The 15,187-nt window shown below is 43.0% G+C and carries 11 protein-coding genes; 8 read left to right on the top strand and 3 right to left on the bottom strand.

Features of this window, described 5'->3' with window-relative positions; translation table 11 throughout:
* Positions 1–42 precede the first annotated feature (42 nt).
* Genes mads1 through NAF29_RS14960 form a run of 8 tightly spaced genes read left to right on the top strand, consistent with a single transcriptional unit; the run spans position 43 to position 11,078 of the window.
* Positions 43–219, top strand: a complete 177-nt coding sequence (mads1, locus tag NAF29_RS14995) for a methylation-associated defense system helix-turn-helix domain-containing protein MAD1 (protein ID WP_016788473.1) — start codon at positions 43–45, stop codon at positions 217–219.
* The gene (locus tag NAF29_RS14990; protein ID WP_251262436.1) at positions 216–1,145 is read left to right on the top strand and encodes a restriction endonuclease; all 930 of its coding nucleotides are present in this window, start codon (positions 216–218) and stop codon (positions 1,143–1,145) included. The genes mads1 and NAF29_RS14990 overlap by 4 nt, the downstream gene beginning before the upstream one ends.
* A gap of 43 nt (positions 1,146–1,188) precedes the next feature.
* On the top strand, positions 1,189–3,303 hold the full coding sequence (locus NAF29_RS14985) for an N-6 DNA methylase (RefSeq protein WP_251262435.1): 2,115 nt from the start codon (positions 1,189–1,191) through the stop codon (positions 3,301–3,303).
* Positions 3,300–4,607, top strand: a complete 1,308-nt coding sequence (locus tag NAF29_RS14980) for a restriction endonuclease subunit S (protein ID WP_251262434.1) — start codon at positions 3,300–3,302, stop codon at positions 4,605–4,607. The genes NAF29_RS14985 and NAF29_RS14980 overlap by 4 nt, the downstream gene beginning before the upstream one ends.
* 18 nt (positions 4,608–4,625) lie before the next feature.
* Positions 4,626–7,856 carry a type I restriction endonuclease subunit R gene (locus NAF29_RS14975; RefSeq protein WP_251262433.1) on the top strand — a complete coding sequence of 1,077 codons (3,231 nt, stop codon included), beginning with the start codon at positions 4,626–4,628 and terminating at the stop codon, positions 7,854–7,856.
* A gap of 53 nt (positions 7,857–7,909) precedes the next feature.
* Positions 7,910–8,989, top strand: coding sequence for a DUF262 domain-containing protein (locus tag NAF29_RS14970; protein ID WP_251262432.1), 1,080 nt, complete (start codon positions 7,910–7,912; stop codon positions 8,987–8,989).
* The gene (locus tag NAF29_RS14965; protein WP_251262431.1) at positions 8,986–10,125 is read left to right on the top strand and encodes an AAA family ATPase; all 1,140 of its coding nucleotides are present in this window, start codon (positions 8,986–8,988) and stop codon (positions 10,123–10,125) included. Before NAF29_RS14970 ends, NAF29_RS14965 begins: the two co-directional genes overlap by 4 nt.
* Positions 10,125–11,078, top strand: a complete 954-nt coding sequence (locus NAF29_RS14960; protein ID WP_251262430.1) for a hypothetical protein — start codon at positions 10,125–10,127, stop codon at positions 11,076–11,078. The genes NAF29_RS14965 and NAF29_RS14960 overlap by 1 nt, the downstream gene beginning before the upstream one ends.
* Positions 11,079–11,139: 61 nt before the next feature.
* Here the strand turns inward: NAF29_RS14960 and NAF29_RS14955 are convergent, their stop codons facing one another.
* From NAF29_RS14955 to NAF29_RS14945, 3 genes are all read right to left on the bottom strand, one after another.
* Entirely contained in the window at positions 11,140–12,360 is a 1,221-nt protein-coding gene (locus tag NAF29_RS14955) for a tyrosine-type recombinase/integrase (protein ID WP_251262429.1), read from the bottom strand.
* A 201-nt stretch (positions 12,361–12,561) separates the two neighbouring features.
* The gene (locus tag NAF29_RS14950; RefSeq protein WP_251262428.1) at positions 12,562–13,431 is read right to left on the bottom strand and encodes a YicC/YloC family endoribonuclease; all 870 of its coding nucleotides are present in this window, start codon (positions 13,429–13,431) and stop codon (positions 12,562–12,564) included.
* 95 nt (positions 13,432–13,526) lie between these two features.
* Positions 13,527–15,137, bottom strand: a complete 1,611-nt coding sequence (locus NAF29_RS14945; protein ID WP_251262427.1) for a mechanosensitive ion channel family protein — start codon at positions 15,135–15,137, stop codon at positions 13,527–13,529.
* Positions 15,138–15,187 lie beyond the last annotated feature (50 nt).

Below are 15,187 nucleotides of genomic sequence, written 5' to 3'. Positions count from 1 at the left end.
TCTATTAAGTATTAAAATGACATTCCTGAGAGTACAAACCAGATGGTTGACCAAATTCTAACTCTTAAAGAAGTAGCGGCTTATCTAAAGCTGGCAGAGAAAACCGCGTATCGACTTGCCAGTGAAGGCAAGCTACCAGGCTTTAAGGTTGGTGGTTCATGGCGCTTTAAGCGTGAAGATTTAGAAGCTTGGATAGAAAAGCAAAAGGACAATGGATGATCCCCAATTATCAAGAGTTTATGCGCCCATTTCTTGAAGTGGCAAAGTCAGCCAATGGGAAAGAAGTAAAGCTTAGGGATGTGATTAATCTGCTAGCACAACGGTTTAACTTGTCAGAAGAAGAGATAGAAGAGCGACTGCCTAGTGGTAAACAAACCATTCTAGACAACCGTATTGGCTGGGCTCGCACATACCTCACTAAAGCAGGTTTGCTTGAGGCGACTAAGCGAGCGCATTTCATTATTACAGATAGAGGCATTCAAGCGCTGCAAGATAAAAATGCAGTTATTAATAATCAGTACTTAAAGCAGTTTGATGAATTTGTTGCGTTCAAAGAACAGAAGAATGACTCCTCAAGTTCGCAAACAGCCTCTACTGAATTAATTGAAGATTCAGTGGATGAAACCACTCCTGATGAAGTGCTTAGAGCCGCTTATAAACAAATCAATGATGCTCTAGCCTCAGATATCTTATCTCGAACCCGTAAAGTGTCCCCAGCTTTCTTTGAGCAACTACTTATCGATCTGCTATTAGCTATGAGTTACGGCGGAAGTGATGAAGGTATGGCTCATACTCTTGGAAAAAGTGGTGATAACGGTGTTGATGGCGTGATTAACCAAGACCCACTAGGTGTTGATCAGGTTTACATACAGGCGAAACGTTATGCGGATGGCAATAACGTTGGCGCTGGTGAAATCCGAGACTTCTTTGGTGCACTCAATCTGAAGAAAGCGCAGAAAGGCATTTTCATCACCACATCAGAGTTTACCTCATCAGCAACTCAGACAGCGAAAGACCTAGGTATGCGCATAGTGCTTATCAATGGCAAGGAGTTAGCAAGATTGATGCTTCGTTACAACATTGGTAGTCGTGATGAGCAAGTACTAAGCCTGAAGAAAATAGACGAAGAATTTTTTGAGAGTTAGTGAATGACACTAACCTCGATACAATATAGAAGTATTAGAAATTATGAATCAACAAGAAATTAAGCAATTAGAAACTGAACTATGGGACAGTGCAAACTCACTGCGTGCTAACTCAAAGCTCACCGCAGCAGAGTACAAAGATCCTGTACTGGGCTTAATTTTGCTGCGCTATGCACAAAACCGTTACGATCAAGCAAAAATAAAAATTGAAGCGAGCATTCCTGAAGGGCCGAGAGGAAAGCGCGCGGCAACTAAAGAAGATTTCTTAGCTGCTGGTGCAATGATGTTACCAGAGCTTTCTCAATTTGATTACCTTGCTGATTTACCAGAGCAAGAACCGCTTGATGAAGCCATCAACGAGGCAATGAAGCTGATAGAAGAAGCCTACCCTGACTTAGCAGGTGTGCTTCCGCGTAACTATCAAGAGTTGGATACCGACTTATTGCGTGAGCTTATCCGTGTCTTCAATAAAGACTCAGTTAAGAACATCAGTGGTGATGTGTTTGGTCGTATCTACGAATTTTTCTTGATGAAATTTTCAATGGATGGCGCAGGTGCGCAAGAAGGCGGAGAGTTTTTCACACCACCATCATTGGTTCAATTGATTGTAAATATGATCAAACCTGACCACGGTGTGATACATGATCCCGCTTGTGGCTCTGCAGGTATGTTTGTACAAACAGGTCACTTCATTGAAGAGCAAGACAAAAACGCTTCCATCAACCAAAAAGTCACTTGCTACGGCTCGGAGCTGAAGTCAAACAACACCCGCCTAGCAAAAATGAACTTAGCTATTCATGGTATTGAAGGCAAAATCATTGAGAGCAATAGCTTCTATTCTGATCCTCATTCGCTGGCGGGCAAGTGTGATTTTGTCATGGCGAACCCTCCGTTTAACGTGAAAAAAGTCGATAAGAAAAAAGACTATGTGAAAACGGATGTACGTTTATTTAAAGATATCGGTATTCCTAAAGCTGACAATGGTAACTATCTATGGATTCAGTACTTCTACCATTACCTGAATGAGCAAGGTCGTGCTGGTTTCGTTATGGCAAGTTCAGCAACCGATGCTGGTAATACTGAAAAAGACATTCGCCAAAAGCTTGTCGAAACAGGTGCGGTTGACTGTATCGTTGCGGTTGGAAACAACTTCTTCTATACCCGTTCACTACCTTGTCATGTGTGGTTTTTAGATAAAGGGAAGTCTGAAGCTAATAAAGATAAGATCTTGATGATTGATGCACGTAACACATTCCGTGTCGTGACCAGTACCATCAATGATTACTCGCCAGGTCAGTTAACTAACTTTAATGCGATTATGGAATCGTACCGTGGTGATGAGTCTGCGATAGCGAGTGCTCAAGCAATACATAACACCGCTGCCATTGAGCTTGCAAAAGAGATTGCACAAGAGATTAATACACTACGTAACGAGTGTAAGTCGATTCTTAAAGTGCCTTTTACACCTGCTCATGATAGCAAGTGCAAAGTATGCAATGAAAAAGCAAATCAAGATGATTTTGCTTTGTGCGATAAGTGCCAAAAAGCCTTTGAAAAGCAAGTCAAACCAAGCATCGATTTTGGTTCAATTAGTACTGAGCTAGATGAGGTCATAACGGTTGATGACGCTAGTGATTTTGAAGCTTGTCAGAAATGGGATGAGAGTTTTAATCAGCCTGTAGAGAATTTATTTATCTTGGTTGAACAGTATCAAGCAGAATCTGATAAAGCACTAAAAGCGTTTAAAGAACTTGATAAAGATGAAAAAGCGACCATTGAGAACAAGCAGCTTAAAAAACAGTTGGACGCAAACAGTAAGCTGTTGAAGCAGCTTGTAACGGCACTGTCTGAACATAAAGAACTATTGAAGCAAGAGCTAGCTGATTACAAGCAGTTAATCAAAGATTGGCGTTCACTGCGTGAAAACTTCCCTGAAAACAAATATCAGGATGTCGAAGGACTCTGCAAAGTCGTTGATAGGGCTGAAGTGACTGAAAACGACTACAGCTTAACTCCTGGGCGTTATGTAGGTTATACCGTGCAAGTTGATGATGATTTCGATTATGCGTTTCGTTTGAAAGAAATCCAAGCGAAACTTACGGCTTTGAATAATGAATCAAATGAGTTAATGAACCCTATTCAGGGTGTTCAGTTATGAGTAGATTTGAACCTACAAATCTTGGTGAGTTTTGTACCGTTAATTCAGGTTTTGCGTTTAAGAGTGAGCAATTTTCAGAAGATAGTAATGATACGTTCTTAGTCAAGGGAAGTAATCTAGGTCATAGAGTTATTCGTTGGGATGAAGGGCCATGGTGGGATAATTCTGATTATGAAAAGTTACAACGCTATCAGTTAATTGTTGATGATGTTGTTTTAGCCATGGATCGCCCAATTGTAGGCGGTCAACTAAAGTTTGCTTGGATTAAAAGTTCTGATCCAAAATCGCTTTTAGTTCAACGAGTCGCTTGCTTAAGAGCGAAAGATGTTGGTGACCAGGTATTTCTACGTTATGTCATTGCTTCACCTGCATTTCTACAATACATAGATACCATTACTACAGGTGTTAATGTTCCGCACATTAGTGGTCCAGATATTCGTAAGTATATTTTTAACTTACCTATACCAGAAGATCGCCAAAAGATTGCAGTCGTTCTCTCCGCTTACGATGACCTCATCGACAATAACTTAGAGCGAATCAAACTTCTAGAAGAGATGGCACAAATCACTTACGAGGAGTGGTTTGTCCGCATGAAATTTCCTGGTCATGAAGAGATTGGAATTGACTCTGAATCTGGGTTGCCGATAGGCTGGAAATCTCAAACATTACGGGAGGTAACTTCTTATATTAACCGTGGTGTCGCTCCTAAGTATGTTGAAAGCGATGGTTTTCCTGTGATCAACCAAAAGTGCATCAGAAAGCATTTGGTTAACTTTGCTGAAAGCAGGCTGACAGCTAGTGAGCACAAGGTACCTAAAGATAAGCTGCTTCAACCGCTTGATATACTGGTTAACTCAACAGGCACAGGGACTTTAGGTCGTGTAGCTCAATTTTTTGATTGTTCGGATAGAGCAACTGTTGATACGCACGTAACTATTGTCAGGCCAAGCGACGAAGTATCAGCTTATTGGTTAGGGCGCTCTTTAGAAGCTATTGAGCCGTTCATTGTCAATTTAGGTAAAGGAGCGACCAACCAACAAGAACTTGGTCGAAATGATTTAGCCGACGTTGTTAAGCTAAATACCCCAACAGTAGAATTAATGACTCAGTTTGATGATTTTGCACATCCTATATTTGAAACGATCACGAATCTCTTAAATCAAAACGGCTTGTTAAAAGAGGCGCGAGATCTCCTGCTACCTCGACTGATGACTGGCATGATAGATATCGACAATGTAGAACTACCAGAAGCGCTTTTAGAACGTATTAACAAACAAAATCATAACGAAACCAATATTGGCTAGGTAAGGGAGTATCGCTGTATGAGCTATGAGTATTCTGAAGATGGATTGGTCGAGCAAGCAAGCCAAGAGGTGTTAGAGCAGCTTGAATGGGAAGTGAAAACCGCTTGGCACAAAGAGTCGTTTTCGGTCAAAGAGGATCGTAGTGATGGTCTGCTTGGTCGAGCCAACAAATCAGAAGTTATCTTACAGCGATACTTAAAAAAAGCTCTAGTTGAGCTAAATCCCGGCTTACCTAACACTGCGTATCAAAACGCGATTGATCTCATCATTCAAACCGAAGCGGATAAAAGCCTAGGTGCGCTTAACAAGCAAAAGCATGAACTACTCACAAAAGGCGTTCAAGTTAGCTACCAAGATGATAAAGGTAAGCTGCAAAAGAAACGCTTAAAAGTGTTCAACTTTAACCAACCGACAAAGAATCATTTTCTAGCGGTACGCCAGTTTGAAGTGGTGGGTAAGCTCTATAATCGCCGTCCTGATATTGTTGGTTTCGTTAATGGTGTTCCATTGGTGTTCTTTGAGCTTAAGGCTCACCACACCGATTTGCGAAATGCGTTTGAAGACAACCTTACTGATTACAAAGACACTATCCCCGAAGCGCTGCATAGCAATGCATTCATTATTTTGAGCAACGGAACAGATTCACGAGTCGGCACTGTAACTAGCCCATATAAGTTTTTCCTTGAATGGAAACGTATTGAAGAAAATGAACAAGGTGAAGTGAGCCTCGATACCATGTTACGTGGTACATGCGAAAAAGGCCGACTGCTTGACCTGTTTGAGAACTTTCTGTTGTTCGATGGTAAAGGTGATGATGTTGTAAAAATTATGGCGAAGAACCATCAGTTTATTGGTGTAAACAAGGTAGTTGAACAAGCAAAAAATATTGAAGACTTGAAAGGTAAGCTCGGTGTTTTCTGGCATACCCAAGGCTCAGGTAAATCCTATTCAATGGTGTTTATCTGCCAAAAGATACTTCGTAAGTTTGGCAAGAGTTATACCTTCCTTATTGTGGTGGATCGTACTGAACTTGAGAACCAGCTTTACGATACGTTTTCGGGCTGTAATGCGATTCCAACCAAGCTGCCTAAAGATGGTATTAGAGCAAAAAGCCGCAGACACCTTCGAGAACTTCTCGGTGAGAATCACCGTTATGTGTTTACGCTCATCCACAAGTTCGCCATCGATAAGAAGAAAGAAACCGAATACCCACTAATTACTGAGCGTGACAATATCATTGTAATTTCTGATGAGGCTCACCGTACACAAGGTGGAACATACGCTCAGAATATGCGTTTTAAAGCCATCCCTAATGCCTCTTTCCTCGGCTGTACTGGTACGCCACTTATTGATAATGAAGTCGAGCTAACCAAGAAAATATTTGGTGGCTATGTATCGGTTTATGACTTTAAGCGAGCGATGGATGATGGCGCGACACTGCCATTACGTTATCTAAACCGTGGTGAAAAGCTTGATATCGAGAACCCTGACCTTGATCACCGCATGGCTGAAATCATCAATGATGAAGATTTAGATACCGATCAGGTTGCGAAGTTAAGGCGAGAATTTGCTCGTGACTACCCAATAATGACCTCTGATGAGCGCCTAGAAAAAATAGCAAGAGATCTCGTGTGGCATTTTAATGATCGAGGCTATCAGGGTAAGGCGATGTTTGTTGCGCTTGATAAGCCAACAGCAGTACGCATTTATGACTTAGTGATGCTGTACTGGCCTCAGTATGTTGAAGAGCTGAAACAGCGCGTAGAATCTGCGACAGACCAACAGGAAGAGCTTACACTGAAGAAGCACTTACATCGGGTAGAAGAAACCGAGGTTTGCGTTGTAGTAAGTAGTGAGCAAAATGAAGTTAAGAAGTTTAAAGCGTTAGAGCTTGATATCGAGCCTCACCGTAAAAAAATGGTTGAGCGCGATTTAGAAACTGAGTTTAAGGATGAAGAGAACCCATTCCGTTTGGCGATTGTGTGTGCCATGTGGATCACGGGTTTTGATGCGCCTTGTGTCTCAACGGTGTACCTTGATAAGCCAATTCAGGGTCACACTTTGATGCAAACTATCGCGCGTGCAAACCGTGTGTACGATGACGAGAAAGAAAACGGTCTGATTGTTGATTATGGCAATGTTTATACTCAGCTAGAAAAAGCCTATTCAGTATATGGCGGGACTGGAAAGCCAACACCTCCAGGAGGTAAAGGAGGCACATGTGGAGATCCTGAACCAGGCAACCCAGTTGAGAAGCTGGAAGAGATGGCTAATGAACTAGCTGCGGCGATTTTAGCGGTAAGTAACTTTTTGTTTGAGGTCCATTTTAATCTCAACGATCTTGTTAACGCCGAGTCTGCAATGGCGAGGCTATCTGCGCTAGGTAAAGCTGCCAATGCGGTATGTTTAAATGAAACGACACGCACTCAGTTTGAGGTTGCGGCTCGTGACGTATTTAGAAAGTACAAAGCTCTCTATCCTGAAGAGATAGTGAAGCCATTTCTCTCTGAGTTTAATGCAATAGAAGCTATCTACAACCAACTGAATCAGAAGGTGAAATCTGCTGATATTTCAGCTGTGATGCGGAAGCTCCAACAAGAAGTGAGTATGAGTGTGAGCACTCGTGCTAATGAAGTTCGTGAAGATGATTATGTTGACTTGAGCAATTTGGATTTTGATCGTTTAAAGCAAGCATTCGCTAAATCAAATCAAAAGAATGCTGTGGTATTTGACTTGCAAGAGGCGATCGAGAAACAGCTTGAGCGTATGGTGCGCGAAAACCCTATTCGTTTGGAGTTTTACGAGAAGTACAAAACCATTATCGCAGAATACAATGCGGGAAAGGATATCCAGGCTGTACAGAAAGCGTTTGATGATTTGAATGATTTTATGCAAAACGAACTCAACCCAGAGCAAGAACGAGCTATGCGTGAAGGGTTAGATGAAGAATCGTTAGCAATATTTGACTTACTGAAAAAATCTACACTTACTGCTGATGAAGAAAAAACGGTGAAGAAAGTTGCAGTTGAAACATTGGAAAAGTTGAAAGTAGAAAAGTTGAAAGTTGATCGTTGGCGAGAGAGTACGCAAGTTAAGTCTCAAGTTCGAACTATGATCACTGACAGTTTGCAGCATTTGCCGCCGAAGTCTTATCTAGATGAAGAGCTACCGGATATTGAGCTACTAGTATATCAACACGTTTACTCAAACTATCAAGGTGCAGGGCGTAGCTCCTATGGACAGTTTTAAGCACCTGCTGGTAACACAAACTAGATAGCTAAAATAAATGTAATGAGTTGAATATGATTGAAAAATACAATGAAGAGATTGAAGGGTTAGAGTTTGATGAGGATGACTCTCTCGGTGAGTACCCTATTGATACGGTTCTGATTCGAAATGAAAATCGCACTGTATTTGATGTAGTTCGCCGGATAGGTAAAGGTGGGTATGTCATGGACCCAGATTTTCAACGTGACTTCATTTGGGATGAAGAGAAGCAAAGTAAGCTTATTGAATCAGTATTGATGCGAATCCCATTACCTGTATTTTATTTAGCTGAGAATAGAGAAGGGCACATGATTGTTGTTGATGGGCTTCAACGTTTATCGACATTTCAACGTTTTTGTAATGATGAGCTGAAGCTAAAGCTGCCTAACCAGGAGCTACTCCACGGTAAGCGATTCAGTGATCTTTCTCCAAAACTTCAAAATCGAGTTGAAGATTGCAATCTAATTCTATATTTGATCGATCCCAAAGTACCGACACAAGCACTGCTTGACATTTTTGATCGAGTGAACAGCGGTGAGCCGTTGTCTCGCCAGCAAATGCGGAATTGTTTGTTTATGGGAGCATCAACCAAGCTTCTGAGACAAAAAGCTTCGACAAAGATCTTTAAGAAAGCAACAGGTAAGAGTCTGAAACCTGAGAAGATGCGAGATAGGGAGCTTATCAACAGATTCTTTGCCTTCAAGTGCCTTGGCGTATCGGAATACAAGGGAGGAATGGATGACTTTCTGGAGCGAAGTCTAGAGGCCATCAATAAGATGTGGGAATCAGATATAGTCGAACTTGCTGATAGTTTTGATCTCGCTATGGCTAATAACTTGGAAGTTTTTGGGAAGCACGCTTTTAGAAAGCACACAAACCCTAACCACGCTCGTAGTGTGATCAATGCGTCTTTGTGGGATGTCATGTCGGTAAGCTTATCAAATCATTCAGAAAGTGAAGTTAAAAATAATGCAGGATCAATTCAGCAGGGCTTCTACGAGTTAATGAATAATTACAGGTTTCATGATGCTATTACACTCGGAACAAACCAAGTTGGTCGGGTTAAGGATCGTTTCCATCTTGTACAAGAAATGCTTGAGAGGGTAATGGAATGATCGAACGTCTAGATCTTATGCATTTTAAATGTTTTGAAGAGCTGAAATTACCTTTATCTCAATTAACTTTACTTTCGGGCTCGAATGCTGCAGGTAAATCATCAGTTATTCAATCACTTAATCTACTGCATCAAACCGTCGCCAGTCATGAGTGGTCTAATCGATTGCTCCTAAATGGCAACATTGTTAACGCAGGAACCGTGCAAGATGTTGTCGACAAAGTTAATGGAAGAAGAGGTTTTCAAGTTGGCCTAGTTACAGAGGAGCACTCGTTTAAGTGGGCATTCTCAGGAGAAAGAGAGGATATGTCCGTCTCTGTTGACTCTGTGACCGTTGATGGACAGGTGCTAAACACGCCTGAAAAACTTCACTTTTTATTGCCTGATGATAGTTCCACCGTTACTAGAGACATGGCTAAGCGCTTATATTCAATGACGTATATTTCAGCAGAGAGGATTGGACCTAGAGATTACTACCTCCTTGATGATTTGCAGAATGTACCTGTAGTTGGTAGTACAGGTGAAAATACAGTTAGCTTGTTGTATAGCAGGCAGGATGATGAAGTGCTTCTGGAAATGGTTGAACCATCAATTTCTTCCAAGTTGTTTCAGCAGGTACAATTCAGGATGCAACAGTTCTTCCCTGGATGTGAATTAGTTGTCGAGAGGGTTTCCGCTATTAATGCAGTGACTTTGGGTATTAGGACTTCAGAAGCTACTGGATTTCATCGGCCAATGCATGTGGGATTTGGGTTAACGCAAATATTGCCTATTGTGGTCGCAGCACTAGCAGCGAAGAAAGATGACTTGCTAATTATAGAGAATCCAGAGGTTCATTTACATCCGGCTGGTCAGTCAATGATGGGACAGTTTTTGAGTCTAGTCGCGAATGCAGGTGTTCAAGTCGTAGTTGAGACACATAGCGATCACTTGTTGAATGGCATTAGACGCTCAGTTAAATCAGGAGGCTTAAGTCCTAATAAAGTAGACATTCACTATTTTCAACCCCGAGAACTTGAAGGTTCTCAAGTTTCGTCCCCTCAGATTGACTCAGAAGGCAATATTTCATATTGGCCAAAAGGCTTTTTCGATCAATACGAGATGGATATGAACTACTTTGCGGGTTGGGGGGAGTAGTGCAACTTTTAGCGAACGAACTTTCCTTTGATGGAGAATTTGAAAGTTTTGAGTCATATTTAGAAAGTTTAAATGGTCTAATGAAAATGAGGTTAGAAGCGAAAAAGCACGGCTTTGATGTCCATTGCACTAAGGCTATTCTAAATACGGATATTACAAGGGATATAAACTTTCAGCAGTCTCTCCAAAGGCTGACAAAAGAACAGTGCCACGCATTAGTTCAGTGGATTACGCAATCAGGACCATTTTGGGATGATGATAAAAGTCATTCATCAGAGGAGTACTATGAATTAGAAGGGGGGAATGTTGTTACTGATACCTGTTTAGCCGAAGCTGCTTTTCATAATGTTGATAGAACACCCTCAAGTGTTATCAGTCTCTCACAGCCTCATTGGAGCTCAGCTTCGTTGCCAGTTATTTGGCACAAAGATAATGGTAACTTGCGAGTTGAAGTGATTAATCAAACCCGGCTTGACGTGCTCCTGGAGAGATTAGTAGACGAACCTAAACCTATTACATCGTGGGAACAGCTTGAAGTAAGGTGTAAAGAAAGGTGCCCATCATTAACGTTTTCAGATACCAGCTTCGCTGGATTAAAGGGCGTACCTTTTGTTTTTGGTGCTTCTTCTAGGATTTGGGATCTAATGATAGTTTTAGAAACAATGAAGAACTCCTTTAACGAAGCTGGCGAAAGAAACGAAGAAGGGCACCGCATTTATCAGGAACATTTTACAGGCAATAAAGCTTGGTTTTCGGACTCTTCTGATACTGAAAAGCGTGAATTTTCAGAGGAACTAACCTTTAAGCACCCTGAAAATGAGGGAAAAACCATTTTTTGTACTTGGCACGGGAAAGTGAAAACACCTCAAATGAGAATACATCATTCTTGGCCTATATCTAAGGATACACCTTTGTACGTGACATATGTTGGACCTAAAATTACTAAAAGATAGTTTAGTTTTTGATTAGGACATAGCTGTGCTGAGGGGAATTGTGATTGATATCATTTGTATTTTAATTCAAAGTCTTAAGCGTATCTTTCGCTAGCAAATTTAAAGCTTCTCTCCGCTCTTCCAAATAATCATACTGATCATATATCCCCTCAACACCCTTCAACTTATGATTCAAGCACCTCTCGGCCACATGGCCGGGGGTGCCTTGTTTTGCCAGTAGCGTACGACAAGTACGGCGTAGGTCATGTACAGTGAAATGCGGCATATCACCCATTAAATTCGGTGGTTGCTTCTTCTTTCCTGCTTCATGGCCGAATAGCTTGGTAATAGCTCTGTTAAGGGTGTCTGGCCCCATGTGAGGGCGCTTAGCTGATCTGCGGTTAGGGAATACATAATCAGAGCCAAAGCCCCTTATTTTCAATTCTTCAAGCCACTGCAATACTTCTGGTGCTAATGGGATCGTAAAGCCTACATTGGTTTTACTGCGTGCCTTTGGTAAGTGCCACAAGCCTTCCTCTAAATCAAATTCGTCCCATCTCGCTTCACACAATTCAGATTTACGTACCCCTAAACAAACCAATAATGCACAGGCCAGATAGTTGTCACGGCTGAAGCTAGTGCTGTTCTCTCTAGCGATGCGAAAAAACTTCGTTAACTCTTCTTCGCTTAATGCCCTGTCTTTGCTTTGCTCAATGCCACCAGCGTCTCTTACAGTGAACGCAGAGGCTGGATTGCCTTGCAGAAGATCCAACTTCATTCCGTGGTTAAAAAGCTGCTTACAGTGGCCTAGAGCGTCATTGGCTATGGTTGGGCGACCTGAATCATTAATCGCTGTGATTGCTGTGCGAATATCACGGGCGGTAATTCTATCGAGTGGGATGTCGCCGATGTGTGGGGCGATATCTTTGGTGTAAACACGTTTTGGGATATTAGGGTGTTTAAGGCGCTTAATTAAGGTTGGGTACCAATCTTCAAATAAGTCATTAACGGTTTTAATGCTTTCTTGTTCGGCACGTTTGCGCTGCAAGAGGGGATCAAAGCCTTCACGGACTTGCTTCATTTTGGTCGCGGCTTCGAGGCGAGCGTTAGATAGGGAAAGGTCATTGACCTTGCCAAGCGTCATTTCACGACGTTTTTTATTAGAGGTAAAGCGTAGCATCCAGCTCGCGGTACCTGAAGCAGGCACTACTAAATATAAGCCCTCACCATCAGCATGGCGTTGTGTTTTTTCACCACCAGCCTTAATGAGCGCTTCTACTTTCTTAACTGACAACTTAGCCATAACCCACCTCTAATTGTGCATGATCTTGGTGGATATTGTTTTACCCACCACTTACCTATATGGTAAGTCTATCATACCCACCATATTAACCACCAGTTGGTGGTGGTTAATGGCGTATCAAAGAATACGGTGGTGGAAAGTAGTTTAAGATAAGTCTTTGTATTTTAATTGTTTGAGTGCAATGAAATACAATCTTAACTATTATTCTATATTCTGGATCTGCTCACGCATTTGCTCAATCAGTACTTTTAATTCCACTGATGCTTGAGTGATTTCTGCGGTAATGGACTTGGAGCCGAGGGTGTTCGCTTCGCGATTGAACTCTTGCATCATGAAGTCGAGGCGGCGGCCGCATGCGCCGCCTTTCTTGGTAATTTTTTTGCACTCTGCAATGTGTGTGTCGAGGCGGTCGAGCTCTTCGGCTACGTCTGATTTTTGTGCCAGCATGGCCATTTCTTGCTCAAGGCGGCCGGGGTCGAGGTCTACTTTGGCTTCTGCTAAACGGTTCATGATGCGGTCGCGTTGCCATTGCGCAGCGGCGGGCAGGTTGTTGCGAACGATCGTCACTTGCTCTGCAACACCACTTAAGCGAGTGTCGATAAGGCCTTTTAGTGCTTCACCTTCGCTTGCGCGAGCGTCTAGGAATTGTGCCAGCGCTTCATTGAAACCTGCTAGTACGTCTTGGTTAATAATGTCTAGATCTTGTTCTGGGGCATTCATCACGCCGGGCCAGTTTAATACATCCAGCGGGTTAACGTGCATGGAACCGCCTACGTGGTCGGTGATCCAACGTGCTTTGTGAATCACTTCTTTAGCGAGATCTTCGTTGAGTACCATTTGACCTGCGTCTGACTTGTTGAAGTCGTAGCGCAAACCGCATTCGATTTTGCCGCGTTGCATGGCTTTACGAAAGCGCTCGCGCAATACCGGCTCTAGGCCTCGGAATTGTTCAGGTAAGCGAAGGAATGTCTCTAAGTAACGTTGGTTTACGGAGCGAATTTCCCAGACTGCGCTGCCCCATTCAGCCTTAACTTCATGGCGGGCGTAGGCGGTCATGCTGTGAATACTCATGATAAATTCCTTGCTAGTGGCATGCGGTGACGGCGCTGGTGCGCCAAAGGCCCGCTGTTAGGCGAGCGCTTTGTTGAGTGGTTGTATTATAGAGCTTAGAGTGGCGCGTTCACCACCCTATACTGAGTTAGATCTGCGGGCGCGACCTGATTTTCCTCAAGAATTTTTAGAATTTGTAAGTTCAATTCTTCTGCGGCTTCTAAATACTCGTCGAACACGATGGTATTGAGATAACACAGAACGTTGACTTCAAGCGCGTGAGTGCCGAAATCTTTGAGCCGTACGCGTAATGGTGCTTCGTCAACCAATGGGTGACTGATAAGTGCCGATTTGATTTGGCTGAGTACCGTTTGAACTTGATCTGAACGGCTATCTAAACGCAATTTAATGGCAGGGCTATAACGAATCTTTTCCCGCTCTGAGTAGTTTTCTAAATGCAGATCGACGAACGTGGCGTTTGGAATATTGATGACGGTACGGTCGATGGTTCGGACGCGAGTAAAGCGCAATCCAATTTCCTCCACCACGCCTGTTTGACTGCCGAATTTACAAAAATCTCCAGCTTTGACCGGCGTTGATACGTATAAAGTGATTGCGCCGATAAGGTTTTCTACCGACTTTTGGGCTGCAAGTGCGATAGCCAAACCACCAATACCTAATCCGGCCAGCATGGTGGACGCTTTGAACCCTAAGTTCTCCAACCAAATCAGCAGCGCTATGAGCATGACTAGAATTTTAAGTACGTTGAATAAAGGGCGAAGCAATAGTGCACCCTGTTCTCGCTCGCGGCTAATGAGTTTTTGATGGAGGCGTTTTCGGGTGAGTTCTAAGCCCGCAACAATCACCCAAGCAATGGCGATAATGAATAACGTTTGGCCTTCGGCAACGGCTCTGGCTTCGAGGGAAGGCCGAAGGAGTTCAAATTGACTCCGAACAACCAATACGATGGTGAGCAGCCTTAACGGCCCTGAAATGAAGCGGGGCAGCGCGTCTGATTCTGGATCGCGGCGTTGACCGAATCGAATCAATAGCCAGAAAATTGGCCACAAAAATATATAGGCACCTAAAAATAATAAAATCATCATGACGAATTGCCATGACTCTAACCCCAGCACTTCAATGTCTGGCAGATAAAGTGACAAGTATTCGCCGAGGGGGCCGTCACCGTGTTGTTGATACATGGCTGGAACTTGCGCGATGGTGGCGTTGGAAATTTTCCAAATGCGTTCGCCGTCTTTGCGCGGAACGCGTTGCAAATAGACGTGTACCATACGATCGCCCACCGGAATTTTACCCACTGAGTCGCGGTAGCTAGGGAGGCCATCAGCGGAAAGCCCTAAGTTGCTGTTACTGAGTGCATGCAGATCGACCCATAACATGCGGTCGAGTACGATTTTGAGTTGGCGTACTAACTCTTCAGGCGCTACATCTTTGAGCTTTGCTGGAAGGTTTCTTAAGTCTAAATAATGACTTGCACGTTCATAGTCGGCTTGGTTGGCGGCCATTAAAAAGCCTTCCATGGAAGCTCGAGGCGAACCGCGATCGTATTCGTCAATCAGCAGTGTTTCGGTTGATGTTGTTTTGTCGAGTTCGAGTTGCTCTTCGGCACTGAGCATGTTCTTGAGCGTGGGTGGCTCAGCGTAAGCAATATTATTGAGTACCCATACCAGTGTGAGTAAAAGGGTACTAAAAAGTGTTTTAAACATTGCGATATCCCTGCTGCTTCACAACTTGTTCCTTCTCTTGTTATAGCAGA

This window comes from Echinimonas agarilytica, from assembly GCF_023703465.1.
In the GTDB taxonomy this organism is placed as follows: domain Bacteria; phylum Pseudomonadota; class Gammaproteobacteria; order Enterobacterales; family Neiellaceae; genus Echinimonas; species Echinimonas agarilytica.
This window is presented reverse-complemented; position numbering and strand designations above follow the sequence as displayed.

Excerpts from the sequence above, each read along its gene's own strand:
- mads1 (WP_016788473.1), top strand. The coding sequence starts at position 43 with ATGGTTGACCAAATTCTAACTCTTAAAGAAGTAGCGGCTTATCTAAAG.
- NAF29_RS14950 (WP_251262428.1), bottom strand. The coding sequence starts at position 13,431 with ATGAGTATTCACAGCATGACCGCCTACGCCCGCCATGAAGTTAAGGCT.
- NAF29_RS14975 (WP_251262433.1), top strand. The coding sequence starts at position 4,626 with ATGAGCTATGAGTATTCTGAAGATGGATTGGTCGAGCAAGCAAGCCAA.
- NAF29_RS14970 (WP_251262432.1), top strand. The coding sequence starts at position 7,910 with ATGATTGAAAAATACAATGAAGAGATTGAAGGGTTAGAGTTTGATGAG.
- NAF29_RS14965 (WP_251262431.1), top strand. The coding sequence starts at position 8,986 with ATGATCGAACGTCTAGATCTTATGCATTTTAAATGTTTTGAAGAGCTG.
- NAF29_RS14980 (WP_251262434.1), top strand. The coding sequence starts at position 3,300 with ATGAGTAGATTTGAACCTACAAATCTTGGTGAGTTTTGTACCGTTAAT.
- NAF29_RS14990 (WP_251262436.1), top strand. The coding sequence starts at position 216 with ATGATCCCCAATTATCAAGAGTTTATGCGCCCATTTCTTGAAGTGGCA.
- NAF29_RS14945 (WP_251262427.1), bottom strand. The coding sequence starts at position 15,137 with ATGTTTAAAACACTTTTTAGTACCCTTTTACTCACACTGGTATGGGTA.
- NAF29_RS14955 (WP_251262429.1), bottom strand. The coding sequence starts at position 12,360 with ATGGCTAAGTTGTCAGTTAAGAAAGTAGAAGCGCTCATTAAGGCTGGT.
- NAF29_RS14985 (WP_251262435.1), top strand. The coding sequence starts at position 1,189 with ATGAATCAACAAGAAATTAAGCAATTAGAAACTGAACTATGGGACAGT.